Below are 14,825 nucleotides of genomic sequence, written 5' to 3'. Positions count from 1 at the left end.
AAACATTTATCCTGATCAATTTATCATATGAGACCGAATACTGTATCGTTTTAAAAAAGTACCATCTTCAAACGTAACATAGTAGTACCCTTGACGTTCAGTTTCATCGGTATACATAATTTCATATATAGGAGTTCCCCTTGTATACCCTAGCCGAATATTCGTAACCGCTGAACCATCAATGTCATTTCGTACATGGTTTAAGGCTTCTTCATAAGTTATACCTTCACTTGCTTTTCTTTGCACCGAATTAGTAAAGTCTTCGTTCACCCAAACAATAGATTCATCCCCATCTTCATCAATCCCAGCGACAACATAATATGCCTTTGTTCCGTGATAATAACTAATCTCACCCATCGTATCAAGCAAGGAATTCTCTACAATATATTGATTAGCCTGCTCATAGTTTTCAACAAGCGGTTCACGAACGAGTTGATAAACGAATGCACTTGTTCCAACTACAATGAAAAACAAACTAATCAAAACAATCAATAACCATTTCTTCATTTTCAAATCACCTATGTACGGTAGATCGTAAAGACCATTTGTTCCTCATTTTTTTCATCCATTGATAATCCAAACATTAAATCTTGTTCTTTCAACGTACGGTTTAGTGAATCCACGATTTTGTACAAATCACTTGCTTTTTGCACTCTAACTGTAGACATAACTTCCATTTTTTTATTCATTTTTATTCTCCTCCGTTTTCTTTCATTGAACCTTTTTCATCAAATTTTTCTAGTCATAGCAAATTCATTTGAGGTCATACTAATCGTAAGCTAAAGAAAGGAGGCGAACGTAATGCCAACGCATTCTAATACCGCCTCTTTATTCCAAAAGCAAAAGGACACCATTTCATTTGTCGGTCGCAGCGGTATGAGTTGGCATCAATTGTTTCCCATTTCGATTCGCCAAACAAATTTCCCTGCATATTACAAAAAAAAACCGTCTGCAACGACCGAGCAAGAATGTAATCAACACAATAAATACCATTAAATAAGCTCACACCTCATGTAAATCCCGCATAAATGTGCGGGATTTAATTTAAATAGAAGCATGAATTCGTTTAAAGTGTTCGTTTGACTGCGAGATGATTTTTTCTTCATCAATTGTTAGTAACTCACGGTCTCTCATCAGTTGTCGACCTCCGACGAATACATCGGTCACATCCGATCCTTTCGCTGCGTAAACAAGATGTGAGATAGGGTTTGTTGTTGGTTGTAGATGGGCAACATCAGAATCAATCATGATACAATCAGCCTGGTATCCCACTTTGATTAAACCTAGATTCTTAAATCCTAACATTTCGGCACCATTTTTTGTAGCTAATTTAAGTGCGGTTTTTGTATTAATGACAACAGGATCTTCGTTCATGCCTTTATGAATCAAGGCAGCCATCCTCATTTCTTCAAACATATCCAACGTATTATTTGAAGCAACACTATCTGTCCCAATACCAACTCTAATACCTTTTTTAAGCATAGCTGGAATAGGTGCCACTCCAGAACCTAACTTTAAATTGCTAATCGGGTTATGACTTATAGCCACGTCATATTTGCGAAGAAGTTCCATCTGTTCATCGTTTACATGGACGCTATGGGCAAATAACCATTTAACTCGGTCTAATACACCCATTTGTTCTAAATGAGAAACAGGGTGCGCCCCGTATTGCTTGATATGATCGTTCACTTCTTTACGTGTTTCAGCGACATGCATATGTACAGGCACGTTGATTTTTTCCGCTTCATCTACAGTGCTCTCGATAAAATTGGGCGGGCATGTGTAAGGTGCGTGCGGAGCTAACATCGTAGTAATGTTACCATTTCCTGCGTTATTCCACGTTTTTGCGAAATCTACACTTTCCTCTAACTTCGCCAATTGTTCTTCTTTTGAACAAAGGCCAATCATTGAGCGCGCTAATGTCGCTCGTAAGCCTACTTCAATAATATCCTCGGCAAAATGATGCATATTTAAGTGATACATCTCTAAAAACGTAGTCGTTCCTGAGCGTATCATCTCAACCATTCCCAGGTCTCTAGCGGCTTTTACAGATGCTGCATCTAGTTTGGCTTCAAATGGCCACATTTCTTCTTTTAACCACCGATCAAGAGGTAAATCATCTGAATATCCACGTAAAAGCATCATGCCTACGTGACCATGTGTATTTACCATACCTGGGGTGAGCCATTTCCCACGTCCATCTATCACAGTACCTGCTTCGTCTTGAAGAGCCTGTGGCGGTTGCCCACTTTCTACCTTCGTAAATACGCCATCTTCAATTAATACATATCCCGTTTCAAGCCACTCTACTTTCTCTTCACCCGTATAAATCGCAACTGAATGAATCAAACAAGACATATAAACACCTACTTTCCTATTTTCAAAAACGGATAGTCATTAGTTTGTAATCCGTTTTTTCTGCTTTGATGAGGATTGTTCCATGTTGTTTTGTTTCATACGTATCAATCCACGTTTCTTGTAACCGTTCAAGTACACCTTGACTTACTCGGTGATCTTGTAAATTATAAATAATAGCAACTTCAGGGTCTAATGCTTCTAAAAATGCTTCTCCCGTTCCTTGTCCTTTGCCATACTCTGCCACTTTCAAGACATTGACTGTTTGAAGATCATGTTCCATCCATCGTTCTTCTAACTTTTCCGATGCTTCGTTGGCAAAAAAGATCCTCATAGATTGACCAAATTCCACATCCATATTTAAAGCCGACACAATACTGTTACCACTCTCATAGATTGAAAACCGAAGATCTGGGTGGACTCCATATGTGTTTCCGACAAGCCAGCTAATGATTTCAACAGGAGCATCTGAAAACGTTTCTTTTGTCCAATTAAGTCCTTCTGTTGGCACAATTAATTGTGAGACCTTAAATTGATCGATGATTTTTTCAGCTGATCCGATATATGTTTGATCTAGATTGGGTAAAATAAATTGATCAATGTTTTTGATGTTTAAACACTCAAGTCGTAAGATCAAATCATCAAATGATGACTCTGAACCTGAACCAATTAACACATTAAAATCATCAGGTGTATGGAGAAGCGTCGCCTCACCTTCTGGCAAATCTAAAAAAAGAGCAGCCACTTCTTCTGTTTCTTCCCTTACCATTTTTTCTAAGCCAAAATTACTTTGAGCTGTAATCTCCTGTGGTCGTATTAAAAAAACAACGAACATACATAGAACAATCCATCGATGTACCCGCATAAACACACAACCTCCGCACTTATTCAACCGATCCAAATTTCAGCAACACAGTAATTAGTATGTATCTGGATCCATACTTTTATAAGTACTGTATCGTGCGTCTTTTCCTTCTACAAGTAATCGTCAAATTGATCGAGCAATGTTTCGAGTTTGTCTTCATGAACAGGCACATCAGGTAGAGAACGGATAAATAACTTTCCATATCTTGTCGTTTGGATGCGACGGTCTAAAACAAACACAGATCCTTTGTCTTCCTTCGTGCGAATTAATCGCCCAAAGCCTTGCTTAAATCGAATAATGGCTTGAGGAAGAGACACATCCATAAACGGATTTTTGCCTTCTTCTTTCGCTCGTTCAGATTGCGCTTGTAGCAACGGTTGATCTGGGGGCGAAAAAGGCAACCTAACAATAACGAGACTCGTTAGCTCATCTCCTGGAAGATCAATCCCTTCCCAAAAACTACTTGTACCAAATAAGATGGCTTGATCTGCTTGTTTAAAGCTTTTAATTAACTTGGCCCGAGAACCACTTGAAATCCCTTGGCCAATGAGCGGAATAGGTTCGATCTCACTTAAATCCTTCACATAATCATACACTTTTTTTAACATTTCATAGGATGTGAAAAGAACAAGCATTTTCCCGCGTTTCTTCTCAGCAATTCGCCAAATCTTTATGCTAGCATCCATCGCAAATTGCTCATCTGATACTTCTTTAATTGTAGGCATATCTGTCGGAATCAGTAACTTAGCTTGTTCTTTATAAGAAAATGGTGAGTCAATCGTGCAAACTTTTGTACCGAAATCACGTAAACCTAACTTCTCTAATTGATAATCGAATGAACCATTAATAGAAAGCGTTGCTGACGTTAAGATCACACTCTTTTTTTTAGCAAAAAATTGATCGGCTAGCTGCTCTGATACTTGAATTGGCTTACTATATATAAACGTTGCATTTTTCGCGCCTCTTGGTTCTATCTCCATCCAATACACATAATCTGGATCGGCCTCAAGTAATAACTCATACAACTTTTGCTCTTCCTCACTAAATGTTTCGATTAATCGCTGACAATCAGACAAGATCGCCTGGTCTTGATACGTTAGACGTTCATTCATTTGAGTAAGTGAATGTAATAATGTTTGAAAACCTGTAACCATATTCCCAGTAAACATATGAACGCGCATCGTACATTCTAAAATAGCATCCCACGATCTTCCTGATTCTTCAAAGCTTTTATAACGGTAGCTACTACGACCAACATCGGAGGCTACAGTCTTATTCTTATCAGACACATACATATGGAGCATTCGAAATAATTCATCAAGCTCTTCTCGAATCTGAGAAAGTTGCTCAACGGTAGTTTTTAATTTATCTCTTCCCTCAACATCATAATTTTCACAAAGACGATCAATATGTGATAGCATACCCGAATTCATATCTTGGCCAACCCTTTGTAATAAATAGGTGAATGTTACATAATCAACCTTCATCCCTAAATGTTCACTTGCGGCTTCCTCTAAATGATGTGCTTCATCGATGACAGCGTGAGAGTAACTTGGTAACAAGCTTTGCTCATGCACAAGATCGGTTAATAATAAGGCATGGTTCGTGACGACAAGATGAGCTTCCTTCGCTCGACGTCTCGCCTGGTGATAGAAACAACGGGAAAACCACGGACTAAACCTTCCAAGATCTGAAGTTGCATCACTTTGAACATCGAACCAAAAAGCGCGTCCACCAGTAGGAATATTTAGTTCTTCTACATCTCCATGCTCTGTTTCTGTTAACCATATTAAAATTTGCGCTTTAATAAGTCGAACATCGTACGTATCTTCTGAAACCGTCTTTAATGAATCTTCAAACTTTCGTAAGCATAAATAATGGCTTCGGCCTTTTAATAACGCAATTTTAACTTGAAAGGGTACTAACTTATTAAGTAAAGGTAAGTCACGCTGTAGTAATTGATCTTGAAGAGGAATGGTCTGAGTCGATACAACGACTGGATTTCCCGTCTCTTCTGCATAAAAAACAGATGGAAGTAAATAGGCTAGTGATTTACCTGTACCTGTACCCGCTTCAATTAACACATGCTCATTCATATGAAAGGCATGATCAACTTCATCCATCATCTCCACTTGACCAGCTCTTGCTTCGTAATGAACAAAAGCATCTTTAAGCCCATCCCGAGAAGAGAACAACCTTTCCCGGTATGATTTAAACGTCATAGCTTCGTCTGCATCTTTTTCAATGACATCATCTTTTTGACTCTTTTTTAATGCAAACTGACGATAACAATCATATTCGTCATCGTCAGATGTTCCTTTTTTAAGCTTATTCATCACCATTTCATCAATCATTTGTTCTAGATGACTTCTAAAATGTCTAACGATAGGAATAAGCTGTTGTAACGTAAGAACTGGTAATGATTCAAGTTTTTTTAGTAATAATAAAAAGATCTCAGCTGTCACCTCAGCATCACTATCAGCTTGGTGAGGTCTGTCATGATCTAACCCTAGACTCCATGCTAGGTGGCCAAGTTTGTAGCTTTCTTCTTTAGGCAAAAGCATCCTTGAAAGTTCGACCGTATCATAACAATTCATCTTAGGAAGAGCATGCCCAATTAGCTCGAATTGCTTTTTTAAAAAAGAATAATCAAATGGCACGTTATGTGCAACAAAACCGACGTTTTCAAATAAAGGAAGCAGCTCTGTTACTAGCTCTTCAAACGTTGGGGCTTGCTCAACCATTTGATTATTTATTCCTGTTAACTCTTCAATAAATGGCGGGATATCTATTTCTGGATTAACAAATGAAGCAAATCGTTCGACGATTTTACCTGATTCGATGACCACTGCCCCTATTTGAATGATACGATCACCCTTGGCTACAGAATGACCTGTTGTTTCGACATCTACCACTATAAAGCGATCGTTCATGTTTCACCTCTGTTCATCCATACACGAATGGGCTAAGCATTTACTACACAGCGAGTTTTAAGTTCAGATGATAATAACTTCGGCCAATAATCAACTAACCAGTTAATTGATCGCCTTACGTCTAAATCGTGTGGATCATTCATTGTCAGTTCCGAGAATAAGTTGATAGCCTTCTCATATTCATCCATAAGAGCGTAATTCCATGCCAATCCATGAGTTGTTTCAGACGAACGTTCCGTTAAATCTTCAATACGTTTGTAACAATGAATAGCAATTTGATGATGACCATGCCATTCGCTCATTTTAGCAAAAGCAAGTAACGATTCTTTTGAATACAACAGACCTAGAGCACTCAACAAACATTCCCATGCTTTTTTTCGATTTCCAAGTTCCCATTCACAGCACCCTAATAGAAAATAGGACTCACCGTCTTCGGGTAACATTTTTAATGTTTCGTTGAAAAATGTTTTGGCTATGGAAAAATGTTTATTCACATAATGACATACTCCTAAATTATACACAACATCTGCACTTGTTGTAAGCTCATTCGCATGTTGAAATAATTCAGTCGCTTTTTCAATCTGATCAAGCTGTGTGTAGTAACAGCCTAAACCTACATAAGAAAAATGACGAATCATCTGCGAACGTGACGTTTGAATAAGATAAAGGAATGTTTCAAGCACAACATGATCATCGTTCGTATAGAGAGCAGAAAACCCTAAATAGAGCATTCTTAGTTCATTTTCGGCACCGGTGGCCTGTTCACGCAACAAAGCTTTCTGCGCTTTATCAAATAACTCCAATATATAATAACTCGTCCCAACACTTTGATAGGTCGGTCGTATCGTCTCTTCTGTGTTTTCTTTTTGTTTTAGTACAGCCAATTTTTCTTCCATTTCTCCCCACGAATCTAAAAGGGATTGGGCTGACTCCTCTAAAAAAGTTAATTGTTCCTTTTTTTCTGTCACAGTAAACGAGCTCCAGTGTGTTTCAATCGCTTGATACAACTCATTCCAACTTCGGATCATATCCCCCAAAAAAACCCCTCCTCCCGTGTCACTCCTCTTGCTCAGTGTTCAACGAATAGAAGGGGAATATGCGATTTATAAAACGGTAGAAGCTGGCTCTTTGGCTAACATTTCAACAATTTGATTAGATTCATCCATAATCGCCACTCGCGGTTCGTGTGAGTTCACTCTTGCCTCTTCAACTAATACGTAAGATAAAATAATAACTACATCGTCCTTTTGAACGAGTCTTGCAGCGGCACCATTTAAACAAATAACCCCACTACCTCTGGGCCCTTTAATAACATACGTCTCAAATCTTGCACCGTTGTTATTATTCACAATTTGAACTTTTTCATTCTCGAGAAGATCGACAGCGTCCATTAAGTCTTCATCAATCGTAATACTACCGACATAGTTTAAATTAGATTCCGTCACACGCGCTCTATGGATTTTAGCTTTCATCATTGTTCGATACATTTTTATGATTCACTCCTAGTTACAATAAAATTATCTATTAAGCGAGCTTGTTTAAATTTACATGCTACAGCAAGCAATACGGTCTCTTCTATTTTTTCAACACGTCGAAGAGCTGGGTAACTAACTAATTCTACATAATCAATTTCAGATAACGTCATGCGCCGTAACTCATCTTTAACAAAATTGACGATCACAGAACCATCGTGTTCTCCTGCTTTGATTTTTTCACGCGCCCGTTCAAGTGTCTGAAAAATAATCGGTGCTTCTTTTCGTTCAGTCTCTGATAAATAAACATTCCTAGAACTTTTCGCTAGTCCATCCTCTTCTCTCACGGTCGAAACTGGAACGATCTTTACTGGAACATTAAACATTTGAACCATATTGGTAATGATAGCCACTTGCTGAGCATCTTTTTGTCCAAAGAACGCTTGGTCTGGTTGCACAAGCATAAGCAACTTCATAACAACAGTAGCAACACCATCAAAATGACCGGGACGGCTTGCCCCACATAATACATCAACGCCTTCTTTCACATGAATGATCATTGAAGACTCACCTGGATACATTTCTTCTACAGAAGGGTAAAAGAGAAGATCTACTCCAGCTTCTCGTGCGAGTTCTTCATCACGATTGAAATCTCGAGGGTAACGATCAAGATCTTCATTTGGACCAAATTGAAGAGGGTTAACAAAGATACTTAACACGACGACATCATGATTATTACGCGCTTCTTTAAGTAAGCTTATATGACCTTCATGTAAGTACCCCATCGTAGGAACAAAACCAATCGACAAATCCTTATTTTTGAAAGAAGTAACCTTTTCTTGGAGGTCGTGAATGGTTTTAACTATATTCATGCCTATTCTCCTCCGTACAACTGTTCAATTACTTCATCATTCATTGTAAATTGGTGCTTCTTTTCAGGGAATTGCACATGTTTTACTTCGGTTACATATTGATTAACCGCAGTTTGAATGACCGAGGATACATCGGCATAGCCTTTAACAAACTTAGGCACATGAATCGAACCATACCCAATGACATCATGGTAAACGAGAACTTGTCCATCTGTCTTTTCTCCAGCTCCAATGCCAATAACAGGGATAGATAACTCTTCGGTGATTAAAGCAGCTAATTGTTCTGGGACACATTCAAGCACAAGCGCAAAGGCTCCAGCTTTCTCTATTGCCTTTGCATCGTGCAGAAGACTTCTTGCAGCTTCAATATCCTTGCCTTGAACTTTGTATCCGCCCATAACAGCTACCGACTGCGGCGTCAGACCGAGGTGTCCCATGACAGGTACTCCTGCGTTCGTTAACTTTTCAATCGTGGTAATAACATCACCCGCGCCCTCAAGTTTGATCGCATTCGCACCGGCGTCTTGCATTAAACGCTTGGCGTGGCTAAACGTTTCCATTAAGTCGGTGTGATACGTTAAATAAGGTAGGTCCGTCACAACAAACGTATTAGTAGCCCCGCGCTTAACTGCTTTCGTATGCATGACCATGTCATCCATAGTGACAGGAATGGTTGAATCATACCCTAATACGACCATACCTAGTGAATCTCCTACTAAAATCATATCCACTTCAGCTTGTTCGAGGTGCCTCGCAGATGGCGCATCATACGCGGTCATCATCGCAATCTTATTTTTTGATTGCTTCATCTTTTTAAAATCTGCAGTTGTTTTCATGTCTTTTCCTCCTTTTTTTAGAGGAGGGCTTCATTAACAATGCATAAACCCACAAAAAAATCCTTCCCTATTATAACTAAAGAAGGATTTTTGCATGTGAAATCAATCAGATGAACAATCGCTCATCCGCATCTATGCATTTTGTTACTGAATCCCTCTGTCCTAGTCCTTTTAGGATCAAGGCAGAACCTTTTATTCATCACTTTTGGATCATGTTGAGGTGCCGCTCTATATAGATACAGCCCTCCCACAAAAGTATAACAGAAAAAGATTACGTAGAGGGATCAATTTCAATATCAGCAGAATAAATCGAATGGACTTTTCCTTTTTCGTCTTCAACAAGCAAGACACCATCATCGGTTATCCCTTTCGCATAGCCGTAGATCACTTCTTTCATTGTTCGTGCATAAATGTTCGTTCCGACACTAATGCAATGCGATTCCCATAATGGTCGAATCATACCAAAGCCCTCATTAATATATTGTTGATAGAGCCATTCAAATTCAGCTAATAAATCAGCAATTAAGCGCGCTCGATCGACTGTATGTTTCGATGCCACTTTTAAAGAGGTCGCAATATCTTTAATATCATCAGCAAAATCGTCCTCATCTTGATTAACATTAATGCCAATTCCTACAATAACCGAATGAACAAGATCAGGATCAGCTTGCATTTCAGTTAGTATTCCCACTAATTTTTTACCACCGAGCAAAATATCGTTTGGCCATTTAATATCACATGATAGTCCTGTATTTTTTTTAATTGCGCGAACAACTGCTACTGCTGCTAACAATGTAAGTTGCGGTGTCTTTTGCGGTGGCAACTCCGGACGTAAAATAATGCTCATAGAAATTGTTGAGTTCGGCTTTGAATGCCATATGCGTCCAAGCCTCCCTCTCCCAGCCGTTTGCTCATTTGCTACAACGACATGCCCTTCCTCGACTCCACTCTGCGCTAGTTTCTGTGCAACAAATTGCGTAGAATCAATTTCATCAAAATACGTCAACTCTTGCCCTAGAAATTCAGTCTTTAAATATTGTTTTATTTCATGAGTGTGAATGCCGTTTGCCTTAAAGATCATACGGTACCCTTTTCGCGGCGCAGAATCGAGTTGATAGCCATTTTTCCTTAGCTCCTCAATATGCTTCCAGATTGCTGTACGCGAGCAGCCTAACTCTTGACTGATTTTCTCACCTGATACGTATTCTCCCTCATGCTCGAGGAATATTTTCAATAACTTTTCTTTCATTGTTTATTACCCCTCTCTGTTAGAGCACGGAGAATCGTCGATTTTTCGTTCAAGAGGTTTCCACAAATAACCTCTTGCTCCACCCACTCTAAATCGCTTTTTAACCAAGACCCTGGATTTTTTTTAAAATGAGTCATGAGATCCACACCCGAAACGTTTAATTCTTGTTTGGAATGAATGGGCAAACTACGCCACATTGATAACAAAGTTTCATCCTTTATGTAGCGAAGTCCTTTCATGAATCTCATTTTCTCAACATCTTTTGCCACATCTAGTGAAGCTGCATAAAGGGATTGTACATCCCACTCATGTTCATCGCGGAATGATAAACCAAGTAAGCGGTGCCGCACATCTTTTGTGAGCTGATTAGAGCGAGTCATGGCCTTTAATTCACTATTAGCTGAAAGACCTAATGCTTGAGTAAGGAACGTCCAAACCAATCGTTCATTTCTCTCATCAAGTACGGGTAGCGTTTGGATGTTCTTTATACTTTTTTCATTTAAACAATCCATTTGGCAATGCTTGTATAGCTCGGTTTCTAGAAGGACTTTAAGAGCTTGTTCTCGAAATTCTCCACAAACGAGCTTGTAAAATTCTTTTAGGATACGTTCAATTGCAATCGTTTGAAGTTTCGGTGCTTGTCCTTTTATGACTTGTAAGAGGACACTTTCACAAGTAAATCCTAAATCACTAATGAAACGGATCGCACGTAGCATGCGTAATGGATCTTCGGTCATTCTGTGCTCAGGTTGATTTGATTGAATGCATTTTCTTTCAATATCGGACTGAGCATCTAATGGGTCGATAATATCCCCGTTGCTTTTTAACGCCATACTATTAATCGTGAAATCACGTGCCTGTAAATCATTTTCGAGACTTCCATTTCTCTCAGTTGTTACTTCAAATAACTCGCCTCTATGACGAACAATCACGGTTTGATGTTGATTATTCATGCGAAAGGTTTTTGGGAAGATACCCTGGATTTGTTCCGCTGTAGCTGATGTAACAATATCAATGTCAGCAATCGGTCGGTTTAATAAGAGATCTCTCACCGCTCCACCGACAATGTGGGCGCGGTGATTGTGATTCTCTAGTTCCCTTAACACAGGTTTTGCCGCTTGAATGACTGATTGATTCATTCTATTCCTCATTCCTACTTTTTGCTTACTATTTTAAGGGTTGATCTAGTACTTCTTGATAAATAGCTTCATATTGCTCAACAATGCCGTGTGAATGGAATGTAGTCCTTACTTTTTTTGCAGCATTAGTTGCAAAATTTTTATGTAAATGACGGTTAGAAAGAAGTTCGATCGCTCGTTTTGCTACACATTCGACATCGCCTACATCACATAAATAGCCATTTTCCCCATCGGTGATCACTTCAGGTATTCCCCCTGTTTTTGTTCCGATCACTGGCACCCCACACGCCATTGCCTCAAGAGCAACCAATCCAAAGCTTTCCTTCTCGCTTAGAAGAAGTTTCACATCACTCATCGATAATAATTCGGCAATATGCTTTTGGTTTCCAAGAAATAAGACTTGATCTTCAAGGGTCAACTCACGCACTAGTTCCCTAGCAACGGCTAATTCTGGACCGTTTCCAATCAATAACAACTTAGATTTTAGCTGTTCATTAATTAATGCAAAGCTTTTAATCACATCACCTACGCGCTTAACAGGGCGAAAGTTAGAAATGTGAATCAATACATTGTCGTCCTCTTCAATTCCATAATGACGCCGCAATTCATTGACTTCTGTTTTTTGATACACTCGTTCATCAATGAAATTATATACGGTATCAATTGGCTTTGAAGTATGAACTAAGTCTTGAGTTTGCTTGACAAGATCATCAGACACCGCTGTCACTCGGTCTGATTGTTCAATTCCGAAGCGAATCAATTCACGCAAGGATGGATCATAACCGAGAACTGTAATATCGGTACCATGTAATGTTGTGACAATCTTAAAATCATGTGTACTCATCTGGCGAGCTAAAATCGCGCAAATAGCATGTGGAACAGCATAATGTACGTGAATAAGGTCAAGTTTTTGACGTTTAGCGACTTCCGCCATTTTGCTTGCTAATGTTAAATCATAGGGTGGATATTGAAAAACAGAATATTGGTTGACTTCCACTTCGTGATAATAAATATTAGGGTAAACTCGATCTAATCTAAACGGCACACTTGAGGTGATAAAATGTACCTCATGCCCTCTTTCTGCGAGTAGTTTCCCAAGTTCTGTAGCAATCACTCCAGAACCGCCAACCGTCGGATAACAACAGATTCCAATTTTTAATTTCATCGCTTCTCTTCACTCATTTCGAGTAAATCTTTGACTAGCATAGGCTTCGTTGTTTTAAACCCCTCTGCATACGAGACACCTACCTCACTACCAAACAATCGTTCTCGAGCTATTACTTTTTCAATGTAGCCATTTGTGAGTGGTGTATCGACTGAATCAGATTGTTTTTCAAATTGAGACTGGTACGCAGAGAGCGCCTCTATTTTCAGGTCCATTACCGCAGTGATATCAATAACGAAATCAGGTTGCACGTAGCCATTGATCATATACAAGTGAAATTCATGTACACGATGTGCGGGGTAATCGTATCCACATTGATAATTGCGAATGCCACTATTAAAAATGGCTTCTTTAATAATTTCTGTTGTCATTCCGTGATCAGGATGGCGATCCAAATGATAGGGAGCAAAGACAATTTTGGGTTGATGGTAGCGGATCAATGAAACAATTTTATTCAGATCACTTTCTGTGAAAAAGCGAAGCGCTCGATCCCCCATCTTCAATTGAATTCTCTCTGCTGCACCAATGACTTCACACGCAATGGACGCCTCTTTTTGCCTTTGGCTAGGGGTCCCATTCGACGATAGCTCCGCTTCGGTTAAATTGCAAATCCCTACTTTATATCCTTTTTGACTATATAATGCGAGTACACCAGCCATGCCGATCTCTACATCGTCAGGGTGGGCCCCAAAGGCGAGAATATCAAGCTTAGTCATTTTCTTTTTCCCCTTCATCTAGCTCTTCCCGCCAATTTAAGTCTCCACGTTCTAGCCCTTTGATCAAAACCTCCGCTGTACCTAAATTCGTCGCTAGTGGAACATTTTGAACATCACAGAGACGGACAAGTGCAGAGACATCAGGTTCATGTGGCTGAGCTGTTAGTGGATCACGGAAGAACACAATCAGATCAAATTTATTTTCAGCAACTAACGCACCAATTTGTTGATCTCCTCCGAGAGGTCCGGACTTAAATCGAGTCACTATAAGCGAAGTCGCTTCCATTACTCGTGTTCCAGTCGTACCTGTACCATATAGTTCGTGTTTTGTGAGGATGTGTTCATAGGCAATAACAAATTGTACCATTTGATCCTTCTTTTTATCATGTGCGATCAAGGCAATCCTCATTGATCTCTCCCCTTTATTCAATAATATTTTCTAATCCATAGACAAGTGTATCAATTCCGAGTACCGTCTCAACACATAGCTTTACTCCTGGCATGAACGAGGCACGGTTCATTGAATCATGACGGATCGTTAATGTCTGTCCTTCTCCTCCAAAGATTACCTCTTGATGAGCCACTAATCCAGGTAAACGCACACTATGGATTTTCATCCCTTCAAAGTCAGCACCACGCGCCCCTTTTAATTCTTCTTTCTCATCAGGATGTCCTTGTGTTTTTTGCTCACGCACTTCAGAAATCAATTGCGCTGTTTTGATTGCTGTACCAGACGGGGCATCAAGCTTTCTGTCATGATGACGTTCTATAATCTCCACATCGGGTAGAAACTTCGCAGCCATTTGTGAAAATTTCATCATTAAGATCGCACCGATCGCAAAGTTAGGAGCGATAATAGCACCTAGCCCTTTCTCTTCGGCTTGTTTTCTTAACGTATCAATATCTTCATCCGTAAAACCTGTCGTCCCAACAACCGGTCTTACCCCGTGGTTAAACGCAATTTCCATATGCTTACGGCCAAAAGCAGGTGACGTTAAGTCAATTAAGACGTCTACTTCTTTTTCGGAAAAGCAACGGTCCATATCTGTATAAACTGGAGCATCCACTGCAGGAAGACCTTCTAAGTCAGCAACCGTTTTCCCGTCCCCTTTTGAATCTACTACGGCCACTAATGTGAAATTCCCTGTCTCATTTATCATCTTTACCGCTTCGCGACCCATATTCCCTCGTGGTCCTGCTACCACAATATGTACTTGTTTCAT

At 39.5% G+C, this 14,825-nt stretch carries 16 protein-coding genes; 1 reads left to right on the top strand and 15 read right to left on the bottom strand.

Translation table 11 applies throughout. The features are described 5' to 3' along the window. Window positions 1–15: 15 nt before the first annotated feature. Complete coding sequence (locus CDZ88_RS06325) at window positions 16–507, bottom strand: cell wall elongation regulator TseB-like domain-containing protein (RefSeq protein ID WP_100372740.1); 492 nt, start codon at window positions 505–507, stop codon at window positions 16–18. 11 nt (window positions 508–518) lie between these two features. Further along, entirely contained in the window at window positions 519–689 is a 171-nt protein-coding gene (locus CDZ88_RS06320) for a YpmA family protein (protein ID WP_100372739.1), read from the bottom strand. A gap of 112 nt (window positions 690–801) precedes the next feature. On the opposite strand from CDZ88_RS06320, the gene CDZ88_RS06315 reads away from it, so the two are divergent. Next, window positions 802–996 carry a hypothetical protein gene (locus CDZ88_RS06315; protein WP_100372738.1) on the top strand — a complete coding sequence of 65 codons (195 nt, stop codon included), beginning with the start codon at window positions 802–804 and terminating at the stop codon, window positions 994–996. 48 nt (window positions 997–1,044) lie between these two features. Here CDZ88_RS06315 and CDZ88_RS06310 read toward each other — a convergent pair whose 3' ends face one another. The 13 genes from CDZ88_RS06310 to dapB all read right to left on the bottom strand — a co-directional run bounded on the left by CDZ88_RS06310 (window position 1,045) and on the right by dapB (window position 14,825). Further along, window positions 1,045–2,358: an amidohydrolase gene (locus CDZ88_RS06310; protein ID WP_100372737.1), complete on the bottom strand. Its 1,314-nt coding sequence runs from the start codon at window positions 2,356–2,358 to the stop codon at window positions 1,045–1,047. Between the two features lie 22 nt (window positions 2,359–2,380). Next, window positions 2,381–3,220 carry a ComEC/Rec2 family competence protein gene (locus CDZ88_RS06305; protein WP_100372736.1) on the bottom strand — a complete coding sequence of 280 codons (840 nt, stop codon included), beginning with the start codon at window positions 3,218–3,220 and terminating at the stop codon, window positions 2,381–2,383. Window positions 3,221–3,330: 110 nt separating this feature from the next. Next, window positions 3,331–6,153, bottom strand: a complete 2,823-nt coding sequence (gene dinG, locus CDZ88_RS06300) for an ATP-dependent DNA helicase DinG (RefSeq protein WP_100372735.1) — start codon at window positions 6,151–6,153, stop codon at window positions 3,331–3,333. A gap of 32 nt (window positions 6,154–6,185) precedes the next feature. Further along, complete coding sequence (locus tag CDZ88_RS06295; protein WP_100372734.1) at window positions 6,186–7,190, bottom strand: tetratricopeptide repeat protein; 1,005 nt, start codon at window positions 7,188–7,190, stop codon at window positions 6,186–6,188. 66 nt (window positions 7,191–7,256) lie between these two features. Then, window positions 7,257–7,640 (bottom strand): aspartate 1-decarboxylase, encoded by a 384-nt coding sequence (gene panD / locus CDZ88_RS06290; protein ID WP_100372733.1) that lies wholly within the window; start codon window positions 7,638–7,640, stop codon window positions 7,257–7,259. 2 nt (window positions 7,641–7,642) lie between these two features. Further along, window positions 7,643–8,497, bottom strand: coding sequence for a pantoate--beta-alanine ligase (panC, locus tag CDZ88_RS06285; protein ID WP_100372732.1), 855 nt, complete (start codon window positions 8,495–8,497; stop codon window positions 7,643–7,645). 2 nt (window positions 8,498–8,499) lie between these two features. After that, window positions 8,500–9,333, bottom strand: coding sequence for a 3-methyl-2-oxobutanoate hydroxymethyltransferase (gene panB, locus CDZ88_RS06280; RefSeq protein ID WP_100372731.1), 834 nt, complete (start codon window positions 9,331–9,333; stop codon window positions 8,500–8,502). A 271-nt stretch (window positions 9,334–9,604) separates the two neighbouring features. Further along, complete coding sequence (locus CDZ88_RS06275; RefSeq protein ID WP_100372730.1) at window positions 9,605–10,582, bottom strand: biotin--[acetyl-CoA-carboxylase] ligase; 978 nt, start codon at window positions 10,580–10,582, stop codon at window positions 9,605–9,607. Continuing rightward, window positions 10,579–11,721 carry a CCA tRNA nucleotidyltransferase gene (locus CDZ88_RS06270; RefSeq protein WP_157796490.1) on the bottom strand — a complete coding sequence of 381 codons (1,143 nt, stop codon included), beginning with the start codon at window positions 11,719–11,721 and terminating at the stop codon, window positions 10,579–10,581. Before CDZ88_RS06270 ends, CDZ88_RS06275 begins: the two co-directional genes overlap by 4 nt. Window positions 11,722–11,749: 28 nt before the next feature. Then, window positions 11,750–12,886 (bottom strand): N-acetyl-alpha-D-glucosaminyl L-malate synthase BshA, encoded by a 1,137-nt coding sequence (gene bshA, locus CDZ88_RS06265; RefSeq protein ID WP_100372728.1) that lies wholly within the window; start codon window positions 12,884–12,886, stop codon window positions 11,750–11,752. Next, window positions 12,883–13,602 (bottom strand): bacillithiol biosynthesis deacetylase BshB1, encoded by a 720-nt coding sequence (gene bshB1 / locus CDZ88_RS06260; protein ID WP_100372727.1) that lies wholly within the window; start codon window positions 13,600–13,602, stop codon window positions 12,883–12,885. Before bshB1 ends, bshA begins: the two co-directional genes overlap by 4 nt. Next, complete coding sequence (locus tag CDZ88_RS06255; RefSeq protein WP_100372726.1) at window positions 13,595–14,011, bottom strand: methylglyoxal synthase; 417 nt, start codon at window positions 14,009–14,011, stop codon at window positions 13,595–13,597. The genes bshB1 and CDZ88_RS06255 overlap by 8 nt, the downstream gene beginning before the upstream one ends. 13 nt (window positions 14,012–14,024) lie before the next feature. Beyond that, the gene (gene dapB / locus CDZ88_RS06250; protein ID WP_100372725.1) at window positions 14,025–14,825 is read right to left on the bottom strand and encodes a 4-hydroxy-tetrahydrodipicolinate reductase; all 801 of its coding nucleotides are present in this window, start codon (window positions 14,823–14,825) and stop codon (window positions 14,025–14,027) included.

It is taken from the genome of Bacillus sp. FJAT-45037, assembly GCF_002797325.1.
GTDB lineage: Bacteria > Bacillota > Bacilli > Bacillales > Bacillaceae_D > Alkalihalophilus.
This window is presented reverse-complemented; position numbering and strand designations above follow the sequence as displayed.

What these genes read in the sequence shown, in the direction of transcription:
- CDZ88_RS06325 (WP_100372740.1), bottom strand. Translation starts at nt 507, where the DNA reads ATGAAGAAATGGTTATTGATTGTTTTGATTAGTTTGTTTTTCATTGTA.
- CDZ88_RS06320 (WP_100372739.1), bottom strand. Translation starts at nt 689, where the DNA reads ATGAATAAAAAAATGGAAGTTATGTCTACAGTTAGAGTGCAAAAAGCA.
- CDZ88_RS06315 (WP_100372738.1), top strand. Translation starts at nt 802, where the DNA reads ATGCCAACGCATTCTAATACCGCCTCTTTATTCCAAAAGCAAAAGGAC.
- CDZ88_RS06310 (WP_100372737.1), bottom strand. Translation starts at nt 2,358, where the DNA reads ATGTCTTGTTTGATTCATTCAGTTGCGATTTATACGGGTGAAGAGAAA.
- CDZ88_RS06305 (WP_100372736.1), bottom strand. Translation starts at nt 3,220, where the DNA reads ATGCGGGTACATCGATGGATTGTTCTATGTATGTTCGTTGTTTTTTTA.
- dinG (WP_100372735.1), bottom strand. Translation starts at nt 6,153, where the DNA reads ATGAACGATCGCTTTATAGTGGTAGATGTCGAAACAACAGGTCATTCT.
- panD (WP_100372733.1), bottom strand. Translation starts at nt 7,640, where the DNA reads ATGTATCGAACAATGATGAAAGCTAAAATCCATAGAGCGCGTGTGACG.
- panC (WP_100372732.1), bottom strand. Translation starts at nt 8,497, where the DNA reads ATGAATATAGTTAAAACCATTCACGACCTCCAAGAAAAGGTTACTTCT.
- panB (WP_100372731.1), bottom strand. Translation starts at nt 9,333, where the DNA reads ATGAAAACAACTGCAGATTTTAAAAAGATGAAGCAATCAAAAAATAAG.
- CDZ88_RS06275 (WP_100372730.1), bottom strand. Translation starts at nt 10,582, where the DNA reads ATGAAAGAAAAGTTATTGAAAATATTCCTCGAGCATGAGGGAGAATAC.
- CDZ88_RS06270 (WP_157796490.1), bottom strand. Translation starts at nt 11,721, where the DNA reads ATGAATCAATCAGTCATTCAAGCGGCAAAACCTGTGTTAAGGGAACTA.
- bshA (WP_100372728.1), bottom strand. Translation starts at nt 12,886, where the DNA reads ATGAAATTAAAAATTGGAATCTGTTGTTATCCGACGGTTGGCGGTTCT.
- bshB1 (WP_100372727.1), bottom strand. Translation starts at nt 13,602, where the DNA reads ATGACTAAGCTTGATATTCTCGCCTTTGGGGCCCACCCTGACGATGTA.
- CDZ88_RS06255 (WP_100372726.1), bottom strand. Translation starts at nt 14,011, where the DNA reads ATGAGGATTGCCTTGATCGCACATGATAAAAAGAAGGATCAAATGGTA.
- dapB (WP_100372725.1), bottom strand. Translation starts at nt 14,825, where the DNA reads ATGAAACAAGTACATATTGTGGTAGCAGGACCACGAGGGAATATGGGT.